This is a genomic window from Sorangium sp. KYC3313 (assembly GCF_052075895.1).
Taxonomy (GTDB): domain Bacteria; phylum Myxococcota_A; class Polyangia; order Polyangiales; family Polyangiaceae; genus Sorangium; species Sorangium cellulosum_B.
In genome coordinates, this window is sequence record NZ_CP197255.1 from 8,813,559 (window position 1) to 8,829,785 (window position 16,227).

Consider the following 16,227-nt stretch of genomic DNA (forward strand, 5'->3'; position numbering starts at 1 on the left):
ACGCCCTCGCCGCGTTCCGTCTTCCGGTCGAGCTTCCCGCCGGCCGGGCGCGCTGGTACCGCAGCGCCATGGCCAGACCGATCTCGTTCTTCACGACCGCGCTGTGCACGTTGCTGGGGCTCGGGTGTCAGGCCCGGGACGGCGCCCCGCCGGCCGCGCCGGCCCCGAGCGCGTCCGTGTGCCTGCCCGCCGACTGCGGCCCCCTCTCGGGGCCCGTCTGCGACGATGGCTCCAGCGGCGCCCCGCAGTGCCTGCGCGCCCAGGACGGGGCGTGCCGGTGGGTGCGCGTCTGTCAGGGCCCGGAGCCGGCCGCCGGGACGGCGACCCCTGGGCCGAGCGAGCCCGCCACGCCGGACACTCAGCAGCCGGACCCGCCCCCGGCCACGGCGCTCGCCGACGCGAACGCCGCGTTCGCGCAGCGCCTCTACGGCAAGCTCGCCGCCACGAAAGACAAGCTCTTCTTCTCGCCGGCGAGCATCTCGACCGCGCTGGCCATGACCTACGCCGGCGCCCGCGGCGAGACCGCGGCTCAGATGGCGAAGACGCTCGAGTTCACCCTCCCGCCCGAGGCGCTCCACCCCGCGTTCGCCGGGCTCCTCAAGGAGCTGGCGCTGGCGACCGGGCCCAAGGGGCCCGAGCTCCGGATCGCCAACCGGCTGTGGGGCCAGGCCGGGCTGCCGATCGAGCCCGCGTTCCAGAGCACCACCCAGCAGCACTACGGGGCCGGGATCGAGCTCGTCGACTTCAAGGGTGGGAGCGAGCCGGCGCGGGGGCGCATCAATCAATGGGTCGAACAACAGACGAGCGGGAAGATCAAGGACCTGATGCCCGCCGGCAGCATCACCGGTCTCACGCGGCTCGTGCTCACGAACGCCGTCTACTTCAAGGGGAAGTGGGCGACGCCGTTCGACAAGCAGGCCACCAAGAGCGAGCCGTTCACGGTCAAGCCCGGGACGGCGCCGGCCGTGCCGATGATGCGCAAGACGCTCCTGGCGGGCTTTGGAAAGGCCGCTGACGCGTCGGTGCTGGAGCTCGCGTACGAGGCGCAGAGCCCCGAGCGCCGGCTGGCCATGGTCGTCGTCCTGCCCGCGCAGGTGGACGGGCTGGCGAAGGTGGAGCAGCGCCTGGCGGCGGGGGGGCTCGCGGCGTACGTGGAGGCGCTCCATCCGGCGCGGGTCGACGTGGCGCTCCCGCGCTTCAAGATGACCGCCGAGCTCGAGCTGTCGGCGACCCTGAGCGCGCTGGGCATGCCGCTCGCGTTCGACGAGAAGAAGGCCGACTTCACCGGGATCACGAGGGCGGAGCCGCTGTTCATCTCCCAGGTGCGCCACAAGGCGTTCGTGGAGGTCAACGAGGAAGGGACCGAAGCCGCCGCGGCCACGGGCGTCGTCGTGGCGACACGGTCGGCCCCGGCGCAGCCCCAGGTGTTCCGCGCGGATCACCCGTTCGTGTTCCTGATCCGCGACGTGGCGACTGGCGCCGTGCTGTTCATGGGCCGCGTGACCGACCCGCGATGACGTTCCTCCCGGCGGAGGGGGCCGAAAGTCCGCGCGGAGCCCCAGAACCGCCGTACGATGAGCCGTTTTGCCGGGCCTTCACGGGCTCCGCGACCCCCCCAAACCTCAAGGAGCGAGCGATGAAGAACGAAGACGCCGCGAAGGTGCTGCATGCCGTCCGTGACCTGACCCCCGCGATCGCCTCACGGAGCGCGGAGATCGAGGAGGCGCGGCGCCTCCCGGCGGATCTCCTCGGCCAGCTCAAGGCGGCGGGTTGCTTCCGGATGTTCCTGCCGAGGAGCCACGGCGGCCACGAGGTCGATCTGCGCACGGGGATGGACGTCCTCGAGGCGCTCGCCCGGGCGGACGGGGCCACCGGCTGGACCGTGATGATCGGCTCGGAGAGCCCGCACCTCTTCGCGCTCCTGACGCGCGAGCGCTTCGACGCCATCTACGCCGGCGGGCCGGACGTGATCATCGGCGGCGGCTTCAACGCGCAGGGGGAAGCCCACGCGACGGACGGCGGCTACCGGGTCACCGGGCGCTGGAGCTTCGCGAGCGGCTGCGAGCACGCCAGCTGGCTGTTCGGGAACTGCGTGATCATGGACGGCGGCCGCCCGCGGATGGGCCAGGCGGGCGAGGCGGGCGAGGCGCGCGAGGCGCGCGAGGCGCCAGAGATGCGGGGCATGCTGTTCCCGGCGAGCGAGGCGCGCATCATCGACACCTGGTCCGTGCTCGGCCTGCGCGGCACGGGGAGCCACGACATCGCGCTGGAAGGGGCCTTCTGCCCCGAGGCGAACGCCTTCGATATCTTCCGGGGCCAGCCGTCGGTGGCCGGGCCGGGCTTCGTCGCGCCGGTCCTGCACTTCGTGCTCCACATGGGGGCCGTGGCCGTGGGGATCGCCCAGGGGGCGCTCGACGACGTCGTGACGCTCGCGAGCTCGGGCAAGAAGCGGCTGTATGCGCGCGCCCAGCTGGCGGACTCCCCGCTGTTCCAGGTGAACCTCGGCCGCGCCGAGACGAGCGTCCGCGCGGCGCGCGCCCTGCTGCGCGACACGGGGGACGAGCTCTGGGATGCGTGCGTGAACAACCCTGGCGCCGCCCTGGCGATGGCGCCGCGGATCTCGGGCGCCCTGGCCTGGGTGACGGAGGTGACGGCCCGGGCCGTGGACGCCTGCTATCAGGCGGGCGGAGGCGGCGTCGCCCGGAACGCCTCGCCCGTGCAACGGCGGTTCCGGGACATTCACACCTTCTCGCAGCACGCCGCCGCCGCAGAGGGCTGGTTCGGCCAGGTCGGCGCCGCGCTCCTGGGGCAGCCGACGGGCTTCTGGACCTGAACCTGAGATGGGCGTTCCGGGGCGTTCCCGCCCCGGGCCGCGGTGCGCGACCTGGTCGCGTCGCGGCGCGCCGCCGCGGTATACGTGATCGTGGTGCGCCCCGCCCCGCTCGCTCCGCTGGTCCTCGCCGCCGTCTCGTTCGTCGCCTGCGCCGGTGCCCCGCGTCAGGCGGACGCTCCCGCGCCGCCGCGGCCCAGGGCGGGCGCCTGCCCTGCTCGTCCGGCCTGCGACGCGCCGCCGCCGGCCGCCCTGCCGCGCGGGTTCAGGCACACCCGCTCGCGCCTCGTCGCGGCCGGGTGGCCGCGCCACCGCGGGCGCGACCTCTTCGCCCGCGCCGACGGGCCCCAGTGGGCCATCGCGAAGCTCGCTTACGGGCCGCAGGACGACGATCTCGAGGACGAGGACGTCGAGGCCTACCTGCTCCGCGGCTGCAGCGGCGCCTGGGAGCGGCTCGGCACCTTCCGGACGAGCGACGACGACCACCCGCACCCGACCACGGAGGGGATCCCGGACACCGGCGGGCGCGTCTACATCGACCTCGCCGCGGGGCGGCGCCTCGAGGTCGGCCGGCACCGCGTCCACCTCGCCGTGGCCGGCGACGCCACGAGCGCGGATCTGTTCATCGAGGTCCTCCCGTCCGGCGCGCAGGTGGCCGTGACCGACGTCGACGGGACGCTCACGTCGAGCGAGGTGGCGGTCGTGGGCGAGCTCGTCGGCGGCGGCCCGCCGGCCGCCCACCCCGGCGCGGCGGAGGCGATGCGCGCCCTCGCCGACAGCGGGATCTACCTTTTCTATGTGACCGCGCGCCCCGAGTGGCTCGTGGGCAGCACGAGGGTCTGGCTGCGAGAGCAGGGCTTCCCGCCGGGCATCCTCCACACCACCATCGGCGTCACCGGCGCGTTCGGCGGCGCGGCGGCCGAGTACAAGACGATCGAGCTCGGATGGCTCAAGGCGCGCACGGGCATCGTGCCCTCCTTCGGCTTCGGCAACATGCCGAGCGACGTGGCGACGTACACGGCCGCCGGGATCCCCGCCTCGCGGTGCTACTATTACAAGCTCGGCGGCGATCTCCGCGGCGGCGTGCCCCACGACGACTACCGGGGCCTCGCCCCGGCGCTCTTCAGCCCACAGGCCGCCTGCGCGCCCTGAGGGAAGCGCCCGCGACGCGGGCCTGCGCGCCACGCGCCCGCCAGCGGCGGGCGCGCCCGGATGAGGGAGCGCCCCCGCCGCCGATCACTGCGGGATGTCGAGCACGTCCTCGCAGGTGAAGTCGACGCCCAGGGACGCCTCGGGATCGGACTGAATCGCGCCGCACACGCTCTCGCAGAGCTCGATCTGCGTCGGGTTCGACGGATTGTCGTAGCGCCAGGCGTCGGCGCTCGCGCACGCCTGATCGTACGCGACGGCCTTCGGCTGGCCCCCTCCGCTCGTGTACGTCACGCGCACCCGCTGCTTGTCGAACGTCCGCCCGTCGGGAGCGGCCGGGATCGCGACCGTGCACGACACCGCGGCGCCGCGGATCTCGTCGATCGCCGCCCTGAACGCGGTCGCGGTCGCGTCGGGGTTGCCGGTCTCGATGATGAACGCCTTCCCCGTGCCGCCCGCCACCGCGATGTCGCGCAGGTTGTCGACGTTCCCCGGCTCGTCGTCTGGCGGGTTCGCCACCCCGATCACGTAGGTCGGGACGTTGTCCTGGCGCGCCCCCTCGACGCGCTCGACGACGGCCTCGACGCTGTCCGCGTCTCCGCCGCAGCGCTGCGGGTAGCCGTCGGTCACGAGCACGAGCGCGTACTTCCCGGGGTTCTCCTGGCGCTGCGCCTCGATGAACGTGACCGTCCCGTCGACCACGAACGCCGTCGGCGTGCTCGTGCCCCAGTCGTTTTCGGTCGCAGGCGTGACGTCGTCAATCGCCTTGCCGAACGCCGCGGAGGGCAGCGGCGTCATCCCGACGTCCGGCGTGCGGTAGGTCCTGGCGTCGCACATCCGCCGCTCGCCGGGGAAGAACGTGAGCGAGGCCGTGAGCCCCGCGGACGCCGGATCCGTGAAGAACTGCTTGGTCGCGGCGACGACGGGATCCCACTTGAGCTCCTTGCTGTGCGAGGGCCTGTCGTTCATCCCCATGCTGCCCGACACGTCGAACGCGACAGCCAGGTACACGGGCTGGAGCCCGGCCTGGGCCGATTGCGTGGCGCACGCCTCGCCGGCCCCGGTCGAAGGGCCTGCGCCGCTGCTGGGGCCGCCCGAGCCGGCGCCGCTGCCCGAGGTCACCCCCCCTGAACCGAAGCCGCCGTCGTCGCCTCCGGTCCCATTGCCCGAGCTGTTCCCGGCGCCCGAGCCGCTCTGATTGAGATTCTCGTCACCACCGCCGCCGCACGCCGCGCTGGCGAGGGCGACCGTGAACAAAGCAATGCTCATCGCAGGCAATCTCATGGCCTGACTCCTTTTTAAGCAAGCTCCGGCGCCGCGCGCCGGTAGATCAAGCAGACCACCACACGAGACCTCAGGAGCCGGCGCATCGCCGGACCACGCTCCTGAGAACTCGCCACCCATGCCCAGTATAAGCCATCGCGCAGCGCATTGCGAGACGCGCCTTCTCAAAGTTCGTATCAGTTTCGTGAAATCGCGTCGGTTCGCGTCGGTTCGCGCTGGTTCGCGCTGGTTCGCGCGCCCTCAACGCAACTCACCGGTGTGGCCGCACGCCTGTGCGCCCGTGTGACCTGCGTGCGCACACGGGCGCGCGCCGGTGCTACGGTTCGCGCCTGATGGTCCGCGCAGTGTGTTTCGATCTGATGGACACCGTCCTCTACGACCCGTACCGGGAGGCGCTCGCCGCGGCGATCCGGTCCGCCGCGCCCGCCGCGCCCGCCGCGCCCCCCGAGATTGCGAGGCACCGCGACCCCACGTGCTGGCCTGCGTTCGAGATCGGCGAGATCGATGAGGCCGAGTTCGCTCGCCGGTTCTTTCGTGAAGGCGCCGAGGGGCTCTCGTTCGACCTCGACGCGTTCAACCGGGTGCGCCGCGCGGGATATCGCTTCTTGCCCGGCGTGCGCGAGATCGTCGCGTCGCTCGAGGGCCGCGCGCTCAGGTTCGTGGCGAGCAATTACCCCGTGTGGGTCGAGGAGGTGCGCGAGGCGTTCGCGCTCGACGTCCTGTTCGAGGGGGTCTATTCGAGCCATCACCTGGGCGTGCGCAAGCCGGCGCGCGCGTTCTTCGATCGGCTCATGACGCGCATCGGGGTCGGCGCGGGCGAGTGCCTGTTCGTCGACGATCGCGCCGAGAACTGCGCGGCGGCGGCCGCGGTCGGGATGCGCGCGCACGTGTTCGACGGGCCCGCGGGGCTGCGCGCGCGGCTGGCCGGCGAGGGGCTGCTCGGCGCGTGACGGGCTCGCCCCGCGCCGCCCCGCGCGTCAGACCGCCGCGCAGAGCGGGCACGACGCGCCCGCGTGCGGCGCGTCGCCGCGATGGAGATCGAGGATGGCGCGGGAGATCTGCGCGAGCTCGCGCCGCACCTCGCGGCGCATCCCCTTCACGCGCGGGATGGCCATCGCGTCGTAGGCCGTGGTCTGGTGCCGCATCCAGGCGATCACGGCCGACTCGGCGCGCTGCGCGACCGGGATCCGCTCGGTGCGGGCGACGGTGCCGCTGCCGACCGGCGTGGCGTGCAGCGCCACCTTGGTCGCGAGCGCCCGCGCGAGCGCCGCGTAGCGCGGCGAGAACCGGAGGAACGCGGCCACCGCCGCCTCGAACTCGCGCACGTACTCCTCCTGGTCGCGCTCCCTCCGCCGGGCGTCCGCCTCCCGCTTCTTCGCGTACGCGGGCGTGCTGCGCTCGGCCTCGAGCGCCGCGCGGGCGGCCTCGATGGTGGCGGCCGGCGCCCAGAGACCCCGGGAGAACGTCTTCCTGCCGCGCTTCTCGACGACCATCCAGGACGGGCCCGCGAGCTTCACCCTGCGGGTGAGCCCGGCGTCGCCCGGGGGCAGGCACACCCAGCCTTCGGGCGGCGAGAGCAGCGCGCCGTCGGGCGCGCGGAAGCGGCGGGGATCCGGGGTCGGGGCAAGGGTCAGGCACTCGGGCATGGCAAACCGCCGGCGTGCTAGGCCAGGTCATGCCGAGCGTCCAGAAGACGCCGGCCGGCGCCGTCGCCCCGCGCCGGAGCGGCCCCACTGGAGGATGGTACGCTCCGCGCCAGCGAGGGGCGCTCACCGGTGCTCGCCCCGGCGCGGCCAACAGGACAGGAGGACAGCGTGTCGGACGACGATCGCACGAGGTGGGACGCCCGCTACCGCGAGGGCGGCGGCGATCCGGGGGAGCCGTCCGCCGCGCTCACGGCGCTCGATCCGCTCCTGCCCCGGCGCGGGCGCGCGCTCGACCTGGCGGGCGGCGCGGGTCGTCACGCCCTGTGGCTCGCGCGGCGCGGGCTCGACGTGACGCTGGCCGACATCTCCGAGGTCGGGCTCGGCATCGCGCGGACCGCCGCGGCGAGAGAAGGGCTCGCGCTGCGCACGGTGGCGCTCGACGTGGAGCGCGACCCGCTGCCTGCCGGGCCGTGGGACCTCCTCCTGATCTTCTACTTCCTCGAGCGCAGGCTCGCGGCCTGCGCGGCGGAGCTCGCCCCGGGCGGCCGCCTCGTCGTCGTGCACCCGACGCGGTCGAACCTGCTGCGGCACGCGCACCCGAGCGCGCGCTGGCTGCTCGATGACGGCGAGCTGCCGGGGCTCCTCGGCGAGGCGCTCGAGGTGGTCCATTACGAGGAAGGGTGGCTCGAGGAAGGGCACCACGAGGCTCGCCTCGTCGCGCGGCGTCGGGGCGTCGCGGCGCCTCCTCCGTGACGGCGGCCCGCCACCGGTGTCGCGCGACGACCACGACGCACGAGCTCCGCCCTGGCGGGCGCCGGCGCTCGTACGTCGCGCTGCGCGGGTCCCCAGGCTTGCCGCGACGCGAAGATCGCGCTTTGCTCGCGCCATGCGCTTCGCTCGCCTCGCGCCTCCCGATCAGGATCGCCCAGCCTTCTTCGCCCGCCTCGACGGCGCAGCCGCGCTCGTCCTGGACGCTCCGCCCTGGCTCGGCGGCAAGACCACGGGAGAGGCCGTGGCGTGGACCGACATCGATCTCGCCTGCCCCGTGGCCCCCACGAAGATCGTGTGTGTGGGGCGCAATTACGCCGCGCACGCGCAGGAGCTGGGCAACGACGTCCCGGTCGAGCCGCTCCTCTTCCTCAAGCCGCCCTCCGCGCTGATCGGTCCTGGCCAGTCCATCGTGCTCCCTCCGGAGAGCCAGCGGGTCGAGCACGAGGCGGAGCTCGGCGTGATCATCGGCCGCCGCGCCCAGGCCGTGCGGGCGGAGGACGCGCTGGATCACGTGCTCGGGTACGCCTGCCTGGGCGACATCACCGCGCGGGATCTGCAACGGAAGGACGTGCAATTCACGCGAGCCAAGGGGTTCGACACGTTCTGCCCCGTCGGGCCGTGGATCGAGACGGCGCTCGATCCCGCGGCGCTCCGCGTGCGGGCGGTCGTGAACTCCCAGGTGCGGCAGGACGGGATGACGGCGCAGATGATCTGGGGAGTGCCCGAGCTGGTCGCGTACATCAGCCGGGTGATGACCCTGGAGCCTGGCGACGTCATCGCGACCGGGACGCCCCAGGGCGTGGGGCCGCTCGTGTCCGGCGATGAGCTCGTCATCGATATCGCCGGCGCCACGGCCGAGGCGCGCGGGATCGGCGCGCTGCGGCTGTCCGTGGCCGCGCGGGGCGACGGCCCGAGCGGGCGGTAGCCCGGCGAGCGGCCCGGGGGCGGGCCGGGATCGACGCTCGAGCCCCGGCGCTCACCTCATCGACACGCTCACATCAGCCCTTCCGCTGCCCTGATATCCTTCCACGAACATCGAGACCTCGCTCAAGCTCCCCATGTTCATCCCCAGACTCTGCCATGCGTCAAAGTGGTTGGCGACGGAGATGGTTCCGCTCGTGCGCTTCTGCTTACGAACGCTCCAGAACTGATATGGGGGATTGATGCCATCAATCCCAATCACGTCGGATTGCTGGGTTTTGTAGATGTCATAGACGCCTCCGTCGCTCGCAACGGTGCCCATGGTTCCTGGTGCGCCAGGGGGACGCCAGGTGCCCCAGCCATCAATGATATAATATTCCACGGCCGGGCTCTTCGTCCATCCATAGACACCCAGGTAGGCATTGCCGTTTGGCTGAAAGTCCGCCTCGTAGGTCACGATCTGATTCCGTGACCCGGGCCTCAGACCTTTGCGGCCCAGCAGACTGTTGATGTCGCTCCATTCCACGCTGAAGCCGTCCGATGTGTTCGTCAGGCATCCGGTCCCCTGGTCCTTCCAGATTTCGTAGATGAAGCCGCAGTGGCTGCCGGTTTCATTGCCGCAGACCGCCGGTTCGGATGTCGTGCACGTGTCGGGTGCGCCGCCGGCCCCACCCTCCCCGCCGGCGCCGCCGGCCCCGCCGCCGCCCGTCCCCGGGCTGCTGCTCGACGACGAGCCCCCGCCGCCGCCGCCGGCACCACCACCGCCGCCGCCGGCCTCGCCGCTGCCCGTCCCCGAGCTGCTGCGCGACGACGAGTCCCCGCCGCCGCCGCCGGCCTCGCCGCTGCCCGTCCCCGAGCTGCTGCGCGACGACGAGCCCCCGCCGCCGGCACCACCGCCGCCCGTCCCCGAGCTGCTGCTCGACGACGACGAGCTGCTCGACGAGGAGTCCAGGACGTCGAGGTCCTCGCCCACAACGCGCTCGACGTTGCACGACAGCAGGCCGCATGAGACCGAAGCGGATACGTAGACAAGCAAGGGAGCGACGCGCATCGAAGGGTTCTCCATGATGGACCGGCCGAGCCTCAGACTTCTTCTCTCGATGGATCCATGAACCCATCGAGCCGTCTGCGGCCCCTTCGATCCAGCGGTCAAGACTCGAGTGTTCCAGCGAGCGCGCCCATGTTCCCGGTGTTCATGGATGCACCCGCAGTGCCTGCGCCGACCACAGGCCTGGCGATCACGACGTTTGTCGAAGAGACACTCACTTGCGAATACCCCATGCAATGGGGATGGGCATCACTTCAGAGAGAGCGAGAGCACCCCGGACGCGCAGCCGCAAGAAGCAAGTGATCCCCGCAATAGCCTCACTCGGAGTCGGCCCTTGTGCGATCCTGCAACCGACTGCGGCGCCCGGCGGAGAGGTCCGGACCGCCAAGGGCGGCTTGGAATATTCTTATGGCCACGAGGCGAAAGTCAAGGGTCCTTACAGCTTCATCGCGACAGTTTCGCTGTGCCGTGCCTTGCAAGATACAGCCACGCTGCGCGCACGGGTTCAATCATGGACCTCTGTGGCCCCTCGATTCGTTCACTCTCCTGGAAAAGCGACGACAGCGCGATCCGGGCGGTCACGACGGCGGAGGCGAAGGTACCGAGGGCGGAACGGCCGCGTCTGGGCTGCGCAGTACCGGTGCGTTGTCAACCGGAAAGCGCGCCATGCGAGGCACCTTGATTCGCTGGTAAGGCCCGTTGACCCCTTGAGACCAACGGCAGCATTGCGATCTCGGGTGATATTTTCTCGCAAATGGGCCAAAACTTGCAGATTCCTGCGTATTGACCCTGCGCAGCAGGCGTGAGTAGCATGCCCCCGTGTGGTTCATTGCGCATGTGCGCTCGATTCTCCTCACGCTTGGGGCCGCAACCGGCTTCACGAGCTCGGCCGGCGCTGGCAGCAGCCATGCGAAGGTGAAACCGAGCGCCACGGATATCCGCGTCGTGCCCATGACAACGAGCGAACGGGCGGGGGTGCTCCTCGAAGGAGCATGGTGAGGCGGGGGCGAGGTCATGCGTTCTAAATCCATGGGTCGCGGTCGAGGGGTCTTTCGTGCGCTGGCGTCCGTCGCGCTCGGTCTGGCCGGAGCGGCCGGCAACACGGGGTGCTACTCCGACAGCTGCGCGGACAGCTACTGGTGCGAGGTTCCGCCGCCGGAGCCGTCTCCTTGTGACGGGGATCCGACGACGGCGCCGGCGCTCGACCTGTGCGGCGTGTTCGTCAGCGAGGAGGGCGACGACGACAGCCCCGGCACGAAGGGCGCGCCGGTGAGGACGCTGCAACACGCGATCGGGCTCGCCGCGCACGGACGAGACCACGGCGAGGCGCCGACCCGGCGCGTGTACGCGTGCGGCGGGTCGTTCGAGGAGGCCATCTCGCTCCCCCAGGGTGTCGACCTCTGGGGCGGCCGTCTGTGCGCCGGCGGCGACTGGTCCTACGGAGGGCCGCTCGACGAGCAGAGCGCGTTGACCGTCATCGCTCCGCCGGTGGGGATCCCGGTGCGGGTCCTCGCGGGGGACGACGCGGTCATCGCGGGGGACGACGCGACGTCGGTGATCTTCGGCGTGCGCGTCGAGGCGGCCGACGCCTCCGCGAGCGACAACAAGTCGTCGATCGCGATGATCCTGGAGCAGAGGGCCAGGGCGATCGTGCGGTCGAGCGTGATCCTCGCGGGCGATGGCAAGGATGGAGACCCCGGCGAGGACGCGCCGAGCTTCCGCGCGAAGGCCGGCGTGGTCGGGAACAACGGCGCGGACGCCTGCACCGCGGACGCCGCGCGGGGCGCCCTTCCGGTCGTGACCCTGTGCGACGACGGGATCGAGTCGACGGGTGGCGAGGGGGCTCGTGGAAGCGTCGAGACGGGCAGCGACGGGACGCCAGGACAGCCGGAGGCGGTCGGGACTTCGGAGGAGCGCGGCCTGGCTGGCAACGGCGCGTCCGGCATGGCGTGCACCGATGGGCAGAAGGGAGCCAACGGCGCCGATGCGGAGCGCGGCGCCGGAGCGGCGGGAGCTGGCCTTCTGGACATCTACGGATGGGTCGGCGTCCGCGGTAAAGACGGGGAGAAGGGCGGCGTCGGCCAGGGCGGCGGCGGGGGTGGCGGTGGAAAAGGGCGCGACCGCATGAACGTCCCCACGAACGCGTGTCCGGCGGATCGGCCCCAGGGCGGGGCGGCCGGCGGATCAGGCGGCAGCGGCGGGTGCGGGGGCAAGGGGGGCAAGGGAGGCGACTACGGCGGCGCGAGCATCGCCATCGTGGCCTTGAAGGGGAGCGACCTCACGGTCGATGCCAGCACGGTCCTCGGCGCCAAGGGCGGCAACGGCGGGGTCGGCGGAACGGGCCAGTGGGGCGGCCTCGGCTGGGACGGCGGCAAAGGTGGACGCGGTGCTCTGACCAACACGTCGCGAGGGTGCGACGGCGGCCTTGGCGGCGCCGGCGGTCGCGGGGGCGACGCCGGCGGCGGTCACGGTGGCCACTCGTTCGGCATCGCCTCGGTGGGCGCCTCCGTGGCCATCTTGGAGCTCGCGACGGTCTTGCCCGGACAAGCCGGCAAGGGAGGGTCCGGTGGCAATGCCTCCGCGGAAACCAAGTACGGCACGGGGAACGATGGGACTGCGTGGTTCTGGTACAGGTTCGATGAGCAAGCTCCGGAACCGCCTCGATGAACCGCCCTGTGCCGGCGGCGCACGTCAGGAGAGCTTCATGAGAAAGAGCACCGCTGCTGCCTTCGTCCTTCTGCTGTCGCCGTGGGCGACCGGCTGCGGAACCGCTCCCGGCGTGAACGACCCTGGCGTGACGCCTTGTGAAGGCACCTCGTGCGAGGACGAGCCGCCCCCGGAGTCGGTGTGCATCGAGCACGTCGCCGCCGATATCCTCGACGACGGCTGCGGCGTGTTCCTCGCCGGAAACGTCGGCCACGGCGACGACAGGAACCCCGGCACGAAGGCGAAGCCGGTGTACACCGTCGAGCGCGCCATCGAGCTCGCGCGCACCCGACGAGGGCGCGTGTTCCTCTGCAACGAGGGATTCATCCCGAGTCAGTTCAGGGTGCCCTCCGGCGTGGATCTTCTCGGGGGCTTCCACTGCCTGAAATGGGAGCGCGATCCCGCGCGCCCGTGGACCCTGTTCAATCGCGTGACGGTCGACGGCCCCCTGGTGATCGTCGAGCCGGCGGGGCCCGAGGACAGCGGCGCCGCGGACGGGGTGTCGACGCTCGCCGACCTCCACTTCATCGCGAGGGGTCCGATCGGCGTGCTCGCTCAGTCCAACACGGCAGTGGAGATCCTGCGGAGCGAGATCGGCGCTGACGGCGGCGTGCCAGGCCTCGACGGCGCGATGTGGCCTCGTTACAGCCCACCGGCCGGACCGGATGGCATGTACGCCGCGGAGGCGTGCTCGGCGGCCGTCGTCGCCGGCGGGCCTGCGAACGTGAACGAGTGCGAGAGCGGGCTCACGAGCATCGGCGGCAAGGGAGGGGACGGGCTGCCCGACAGCGCCGGGGATGGAGGCGACGGGGAGCCCGCTTCAGGGCTGGACCCTTCGCCCTCCGGGCTCGGTGGCACCGGAGAGCACGGCGGCGTCTGGTGCCGCATCGGCTCCGACGGGGTCGGTGGGTTTCCTGGGACGCGGGGGGTTCCCGGCACGGGCATCGGGCGCCTCACCGAGACCGGGTGGGAGGGTGGCACGGGGAGCGAGGGGACGTGGGGAACGCCGGGCCAGGGTGGCGGCGGCGGCGGCGGTCGCCTGGGCGGGCTCGCCGCATGCGGCGCGGCTTCCAAGGGAGGCGCAGGAGGAGGCTCGGGCGGGGCCGGCGGTTGCGGAGGCCGGGGGGGTCGCGGGGGAGCGAACGGACATCCGGCCATCGGCGTCCTCGCGCTTCACGCCCGGGTGACCGTGCGCGACAGCGTGATCACGACCGTCTCCGGCGGCAAGGGCGGCGACGGCGGGCCACCCCAGGAAGGCGCCAGAGGTGGTCGAGGCGCGCCGGGCGCCGCCGAGTTGGACGCCTTTCAGGGCTGCAGGGGCGGCAGCGGCGGCGAAGGAGGGCCCGGCGGCTACGGCGGCCCGGGGCGCGGCGGCGACTCGATCGGCGTCGCCTACCTCGACGAGGACCAGCTCACGCTCGAGGGCGTCACCTTCGAGATCGGACCCGCGGGCCATGGCGGCATCAGCCGGAACGATGATGGCAGCACGACGGCGGCGGAGGGCGGCAACTCCGTCAAGACGCTGCGGTTTCCTGAATCGCTGGATTGACGCTCGCCGCGGCGAGCGCGCCGGCTCGGACCAGGGAGCGTCACCGCGGACCAGGACAGCCGGACGCCCGCAGGAACGTCCGAGTCACACTGCCGCGGCCCTGAGGCCCTCGATCCTCTACCCCGCGGCGCGCGGTCTCCTCCGGGGCCATGGGACGCGACGTCCTGGGCGACGTGCACGAGCTCGGTCGGGTAGACAGCAACGGCACCGAGGTCACCGACATGCGCCCGCCAGGTGCGCTATCCTCGCAGCATCATGGAACGCGCACCCGACTGGCTCTCCCTGTGCACCGATGGCATCGACCTGGCAGCGCAAGATGCGGCAGCCCTCGAGACCCACCTGCTGAAGAGCTCGAACGACATCGAAGCGCGCGCCAAGTTGCTCGGGTTCTATTTCACGGACCCGAACGACGACGCTCAGCAGCGACGCGCAGACCACATTCACTGGCTGATCGCACATCGCCCAGAAATTCACCTCATGGCTTTCGCGCGCATCCACCCGGAATATTACCCTGATGCCTACAGCGAGGGGAAACGCCTCTGGTTGAGCACGGTATCCAACAGCCCCAACGATCTCGCTGTCCTCAGGAACGCCGGCAGCTTTCTTGCGTCCGGAGATCCAGACATAGCCGAAGAGCTGTACAAGCGAGGAGCCGCGATCGACCCGGGCACGTCGGACTGGCGACAGCTCCTAGGAGCGCTGCACTTCACGTCCAGCCGTCAATCCACATCGAGCGAAGAACGCACACGACTTGCGCGAGAGGCGCTCGCCGAATACGAAGCGGCGCTCACACTTGAGCGCTGCACGCTTGAATCGCTCGGAATCCTCATGAACATCGCAGATGCGGCGGTCATGTCTGAGAACTACGAGCGAGCGACCGAAGCCGCAGAGCGACTGCTTGCCGATGCCACGGATCACGCCGACACATTTCAGTATGGGAATGCCGTACATTACGCGCACATCACCCTGGGAAAGGTCGCGTTAGCACGCAACGATCCGACCAACGCAGCAGAACACCTCCGGGCCGCAGGCGAGGTCCGCGGCTCGCCACAACTCAACACATTTGGGCCCGATTTCGAGCTCGCATCCCGATTGCTCTCCGTGGGGCAGAGAGACGCTGTTGTCGATTACATCGAGGGTTGCAAGAAGTTCTGGGAGAGCGGCGCATCACGGCTCGACAAATGGACGCTCGCCATCGAACGCGGCGAAACACCAGATTTCTCAAAGCGCTGAACGACGGCTTGAATGGTGAACCACCCCGCCCGCGAGGCACCGTCGAGCATCGGCGCGATGCCCCTGCTGGCGCAGGCGGCCGCGCCTGCTGTGTCGGTCGCTGGTCGACCGCGCGCCAAGGATCTGGACCGAGCTACTCTTTGCCGGCAGCGCGCCCGAACTCGGGCAAGTCAATGGCGGACGCCAGGGAAGGGCTACAGCTCTAAGAGCACCTAACAAAAGCCCGTTCACCCCGCTTGCTTGAGGGAAGCCGATGGTGCGGCAGAATACAGCGTGGGCAAGCTGTTGGTGCCGGACGAACTCTGGGAACGAATCGTACCTCTATTGCCGAAAACGGAGCCGAAGCCGCAGGGGGGCCGGCCGCGTACGCCTGATCGGATCGCGCTGACCGGTATCTTGTTCGTGCTCAAGACCGGGATCCCTTGGGAGTATCTCCCGCAAGAGCTCGGCTGCAGCGGCATGACGTGCTGGCGCAGGTTGCGCGACTGGCAGCAGGCTGGCGTCTGGGATCGGCTCCACGAGGTCTTGCTCGATGAGCTCGGCGAAGCCGATAGGATCAACTGGGAGCGTGCTGCGCTGGATGCCTCGCTGGTTCCGGCAAAAAGGGGGGTGAAAAAACTGGCCCGAACCCCACGGATCGCGGCCGGCCGGGCACGAAATATCACCTTCTGGTCGATCAGAATGGTATCCCGCTCGCCGTCGAGATGACGCCGGCGAACGTCCATGACTCGAGGATGTTCACTCCTATGGTGGACGCGGTGCCGCCGATCGCGCGTCCTTGCGGCCGACCGCGGCGCCGCCCCAAGAAACTGCATGCCGATAAGGCCTACGACGACCCGGCCCTGCGGTTGGCTTGTCATCTGCGCCACATCGTGCCCCGCATCGCTCGCAAGGGCATCGAGTCGTCGGAGAAACTCGGCCGTTACCGCTGGGTCGTCGAACGGACGATCGCTTGGCTCCGGCGCTTCCGGCGCTTGACCGTGCGGTATGAGCGCCGTGCCGACATTCACCGAGCGTTCCTCCTGCTCGCCGTATGCCTGATCTGCCTCAACTATATCCCGACGGGCTTTTGTTAGGCGCTCTAAGTTTC

The 16,227-nt window shown here is 71.0% G+C and carries 13 protein-coding genes; 10 read left to right on the top strand and 3 right to left on the bottom strand.

Annotated features, from left to right (window positions below):
• The first annotated feature begins 68 nt into the window (after positions 1-68).
• From ACSRUE_RS33420 to ACSRUE_RS33430, 3 genes are all read left to right on the top strand, one after another.
• Positions 69-1,517, top strand: a complete 1,449-nt coding sequence (locus tag ACSRUE_RS33420; protein ID WP_441287133.1) for a serpin family protein — start codon at positions 69-71, stop codon at positions 1,515-1,517.
• Between the two features lie 119 nt (positions 1,518-1,636).
• Positions 1,637-2,833: an acyl-CoA dehydrogenase family protein gene (locus ACSRUE_RS33425; protein ID WP_441287134.1), complete on the top strand. Its 1,197-nt coding sequence runs from the start codon at positions 1,637-1,639 to the stop codon at positions 2,831-2,833.
• 90 nt (positions 2,834-2,923) lie between these two features.
• Positions 2,924-3,982: an LNS2 domain-containing protein gene (locus tag ACSRUE_RS33430; RefSeq protein ID WP_441287135.1), complete on the top strand. Its 1,059-nt coding sequence runs from the start codon at positions 2,924-2,926 to the stop codon at positions 3,980-3,982.
• An 84-nt stretch (positions 3,983-4,066) separates the two neighbouring features.
• Here the strand turns inward: ACSRUE_RS33430 and ACSRUE_RS33435 are convergent, their stop codons facing one another.
• On the bottom strand, positions 4,067-5,263 hold the full coding sequence (locus ACSRUE_RS33435) for a vWA domain-containing protein (protein ID WP_441287136.1): 1,197 nt from the start codon (positions 5,261-5,263) through the stop codon (positions 4,067-4,069).
• Between the two features lie 332 nt (positions 5,264-5,595).
• On the opposite strand from ACSRUE_RS33435, the gene ACSRUE_RS33440 reads away from it, so the two are divergent.
• Positions 5,596-6,213, top strand: a complete 618-nt coding sequence (locus ACSRUE_RS33440; RefSeq protein ID WP_441287137.1) for an HAD-IA family hydrolase — start codon at positions 5,596-5,598, stop codon at positions 6,211-6,213.
• 27 nt (positions 6,214-6,240) lie between these two features.
• Here the strand turns inward: ACSRUE_RS33440 and ACSRUE_RS33445 are convergent, their stop codons facing one another.
• The gene (locus tag ACSRUE_RS33445) at positions 6,241-6,909 is read right to left on the bottom strand and encodes a DUF2293 domain-containing protein (protein ID WP_437768273.1); all 669 of its coding nucleotides are present in this window, start codon (positions 6,907-6,909) and stop codon (positions 6,241-6,243) included.
• Between the two features lie 168 nt (positions 6,910-7,077).
• Here ACSRUE_RS33445 and ACSRUE_RS33450 point away from each other — a divergent pair, with 168 nt between their 5' ends.
• On the top strand, positions 7,078-7,662 hold the full coding sequence (locus ACSRUE_RS33450; RefSeq protein WP_441287138.1) for a class I SAM-dependent methyltransferase: 585 nt from the start codon (positions 7,078-7,080) through the stop codon (positions 7,660-7,662).
• A gap of 133 nt (positions 7,663-7,795) precedes the next feature.
• The gene (locus tag ACSRUE_RS33455; RefSeq protein WP_437768275.1) at positions 7,796-8,605 is read left to right on the top strand and encodes a fumarylacetoacetate hydrolase family protein; all 810 of its coding nucleotides are present in this window, start codon (positions 7,796-7,798) and stop codon (positions 8,603-8,605) included.
• Between the two features lie 51 nt (positions 8,606-8,656).
• On the opposite strand, the gene ACSRUE_RS33460 is transcribed toward ACSRUE_RS33455, so the two are convergent.
• Complete coding sequence (locus tag ACSRUE_RS33460) at positions 8,657-9,667, bottom strand: glycoside hydrolase family 11 protein (protein WP_441287139.1); 1,011 nt, start codon at positions 9,665-9,667, stop codon at positions 8,657-8,659.
• Between the two features lie 1,011 nt (positions 9,668-10,678).
• Here ACSRUE_RS33460 and ACSRUE_RS33465 point away from each other — a divergent pair.
• The 4 genes from ACSRUE_RS33465 to ACSRUE_RS33480 all read left to right on the top strand — a co-directional run bounded on the left by ACSRUE_RS33465 (position 10,679) and on the right by ACSRUE_RS33480 (position 16,213).
• Positions 10,679-12,316: a hypothetical protein gene (locus ACSRUE_RS33465; protein ID WP_441287140.1), complete on the top strand. Its 1,638-nt coding sequence runs from the start codon at positions 10,679-10,681 to the stop codon at positions 12,314-12,316.
• 37 nt (positions 12,317-12,353) lie between these two features.
• Complete coding sequence (locus tag ACSRUE_RS33470; RefSeq protein WP_441287141.1) at positions 12,354-13,904, top strand: hypothetical protein; 1,551 nt, start codon at positions 12,354-12,356, stop codon at positions 13,902-13,904.
• A 255-nt stretch (positions 13,905-14,159) separates the two neighbouring features.
• Positions 14,160-15,137, top strand: a complete 978-nt coding sequence (locus ACSRUE_RS33475) for a tetratricopeptide repeat protein (protein ID WP_441287142.1) — start codon at positions 14,160-14,162, stop codon at positions 15,135-15,137.
• A 273-nt stretch (positions 15,138-15,410) separates the two neighbouring features.
• Positions 15,411-16,213 (top strand): IS5 family transposase gene (locus tag ACSRUE_RS33480; protein ID WP_441285630.1). Its coding sequence is split into 2 segments (ribosomal slippage): positions 15,411-15,735 and positions 15,735-16,213, totalling 804 coding nucleotides; the frame shifts between segments, so codons are not numbered across the junction.
• Positions 16,214-16,227 lie beyond the last annotated feature (14 nt).

Excerpts from the sequence above, each read along its gene's own strand:
- ACSRUE_RS33475 (WP_441287142.1), top strand. The coding sequence starts at position 14,160 with ATGGAACGCGCACCCGACTGGCTCTCCCTGTGCACCGATGGCATCGAC.
- ACSRUE_RS33470 (WP_441287141.1), top strand. The coding sequence starts at position 12,354 with ATGAGAAAGAGCACCGCTGCTGCCTTCGTCCTTCTGCTGTCGCCGTGG.
- ACSRUE_RS33455 (WP_437768275.1), top strand. The coding sequence starts at position 7,796 with ATGCGCTTCGCTCGCCTCGCGCCTCCCGATCAGGATCGCCCAGCCTTC.
- ACSRUE_RS33460 (WP_441287139.1), bottom strand. The coding sequence starts at position 9,667 with ATGGAGAACCCTTCGATGCGCGTCGCTCCCTTGCTTGTCTACGTATCC.
- ACSRUE_RS33420 (WP_441287133.1), top strand. The coding sequence starts at position 69 with ATGGCCAGACCGATCTCGTTCTTCACGACCGCGCTGTGCACGTTGCTG.
- ACSRUE_RS33445 (WP_437768273.1), bottom strand. The coding sequence starts at position 6,909 with ATGCCCGAGTGCCTGACCCTTGCCCCGACCCCGGATCCCCGCCGCTTC.
- ACSRUE_RS33425 (WP_441287134.1), top strand. The coding sequence starts at position 1,637 with ATGAAGAACGAAGACGCCGCGAAGGTGCTGCATGCCGTCCGTGACCTG.
- ACSRUE_RS33435 (WP_441287136.1), bottom strand. The coding sequence starts at position 5,263 with ATGAGATTGCCTGCGATGAGCATTGCTTTGTTCACGGTCGCCCTCGCC.
- ACSRUE_RS33465 (WP_441287140.1), top strand. The coding sequence starts at position 10,679 with ATGGGTCGCGGTCGAGGGGTCTTTCGTGCGCTGGCGTCCGTCGCGCTC.
- ACSRUE_RS33440 (WP_441287137.1), top strand. The coding sequence starts at position 5,596 with ATGGTCCGCGCAGTGTGTTTCGATCTGATGGACACCGTCCTCTACGAC.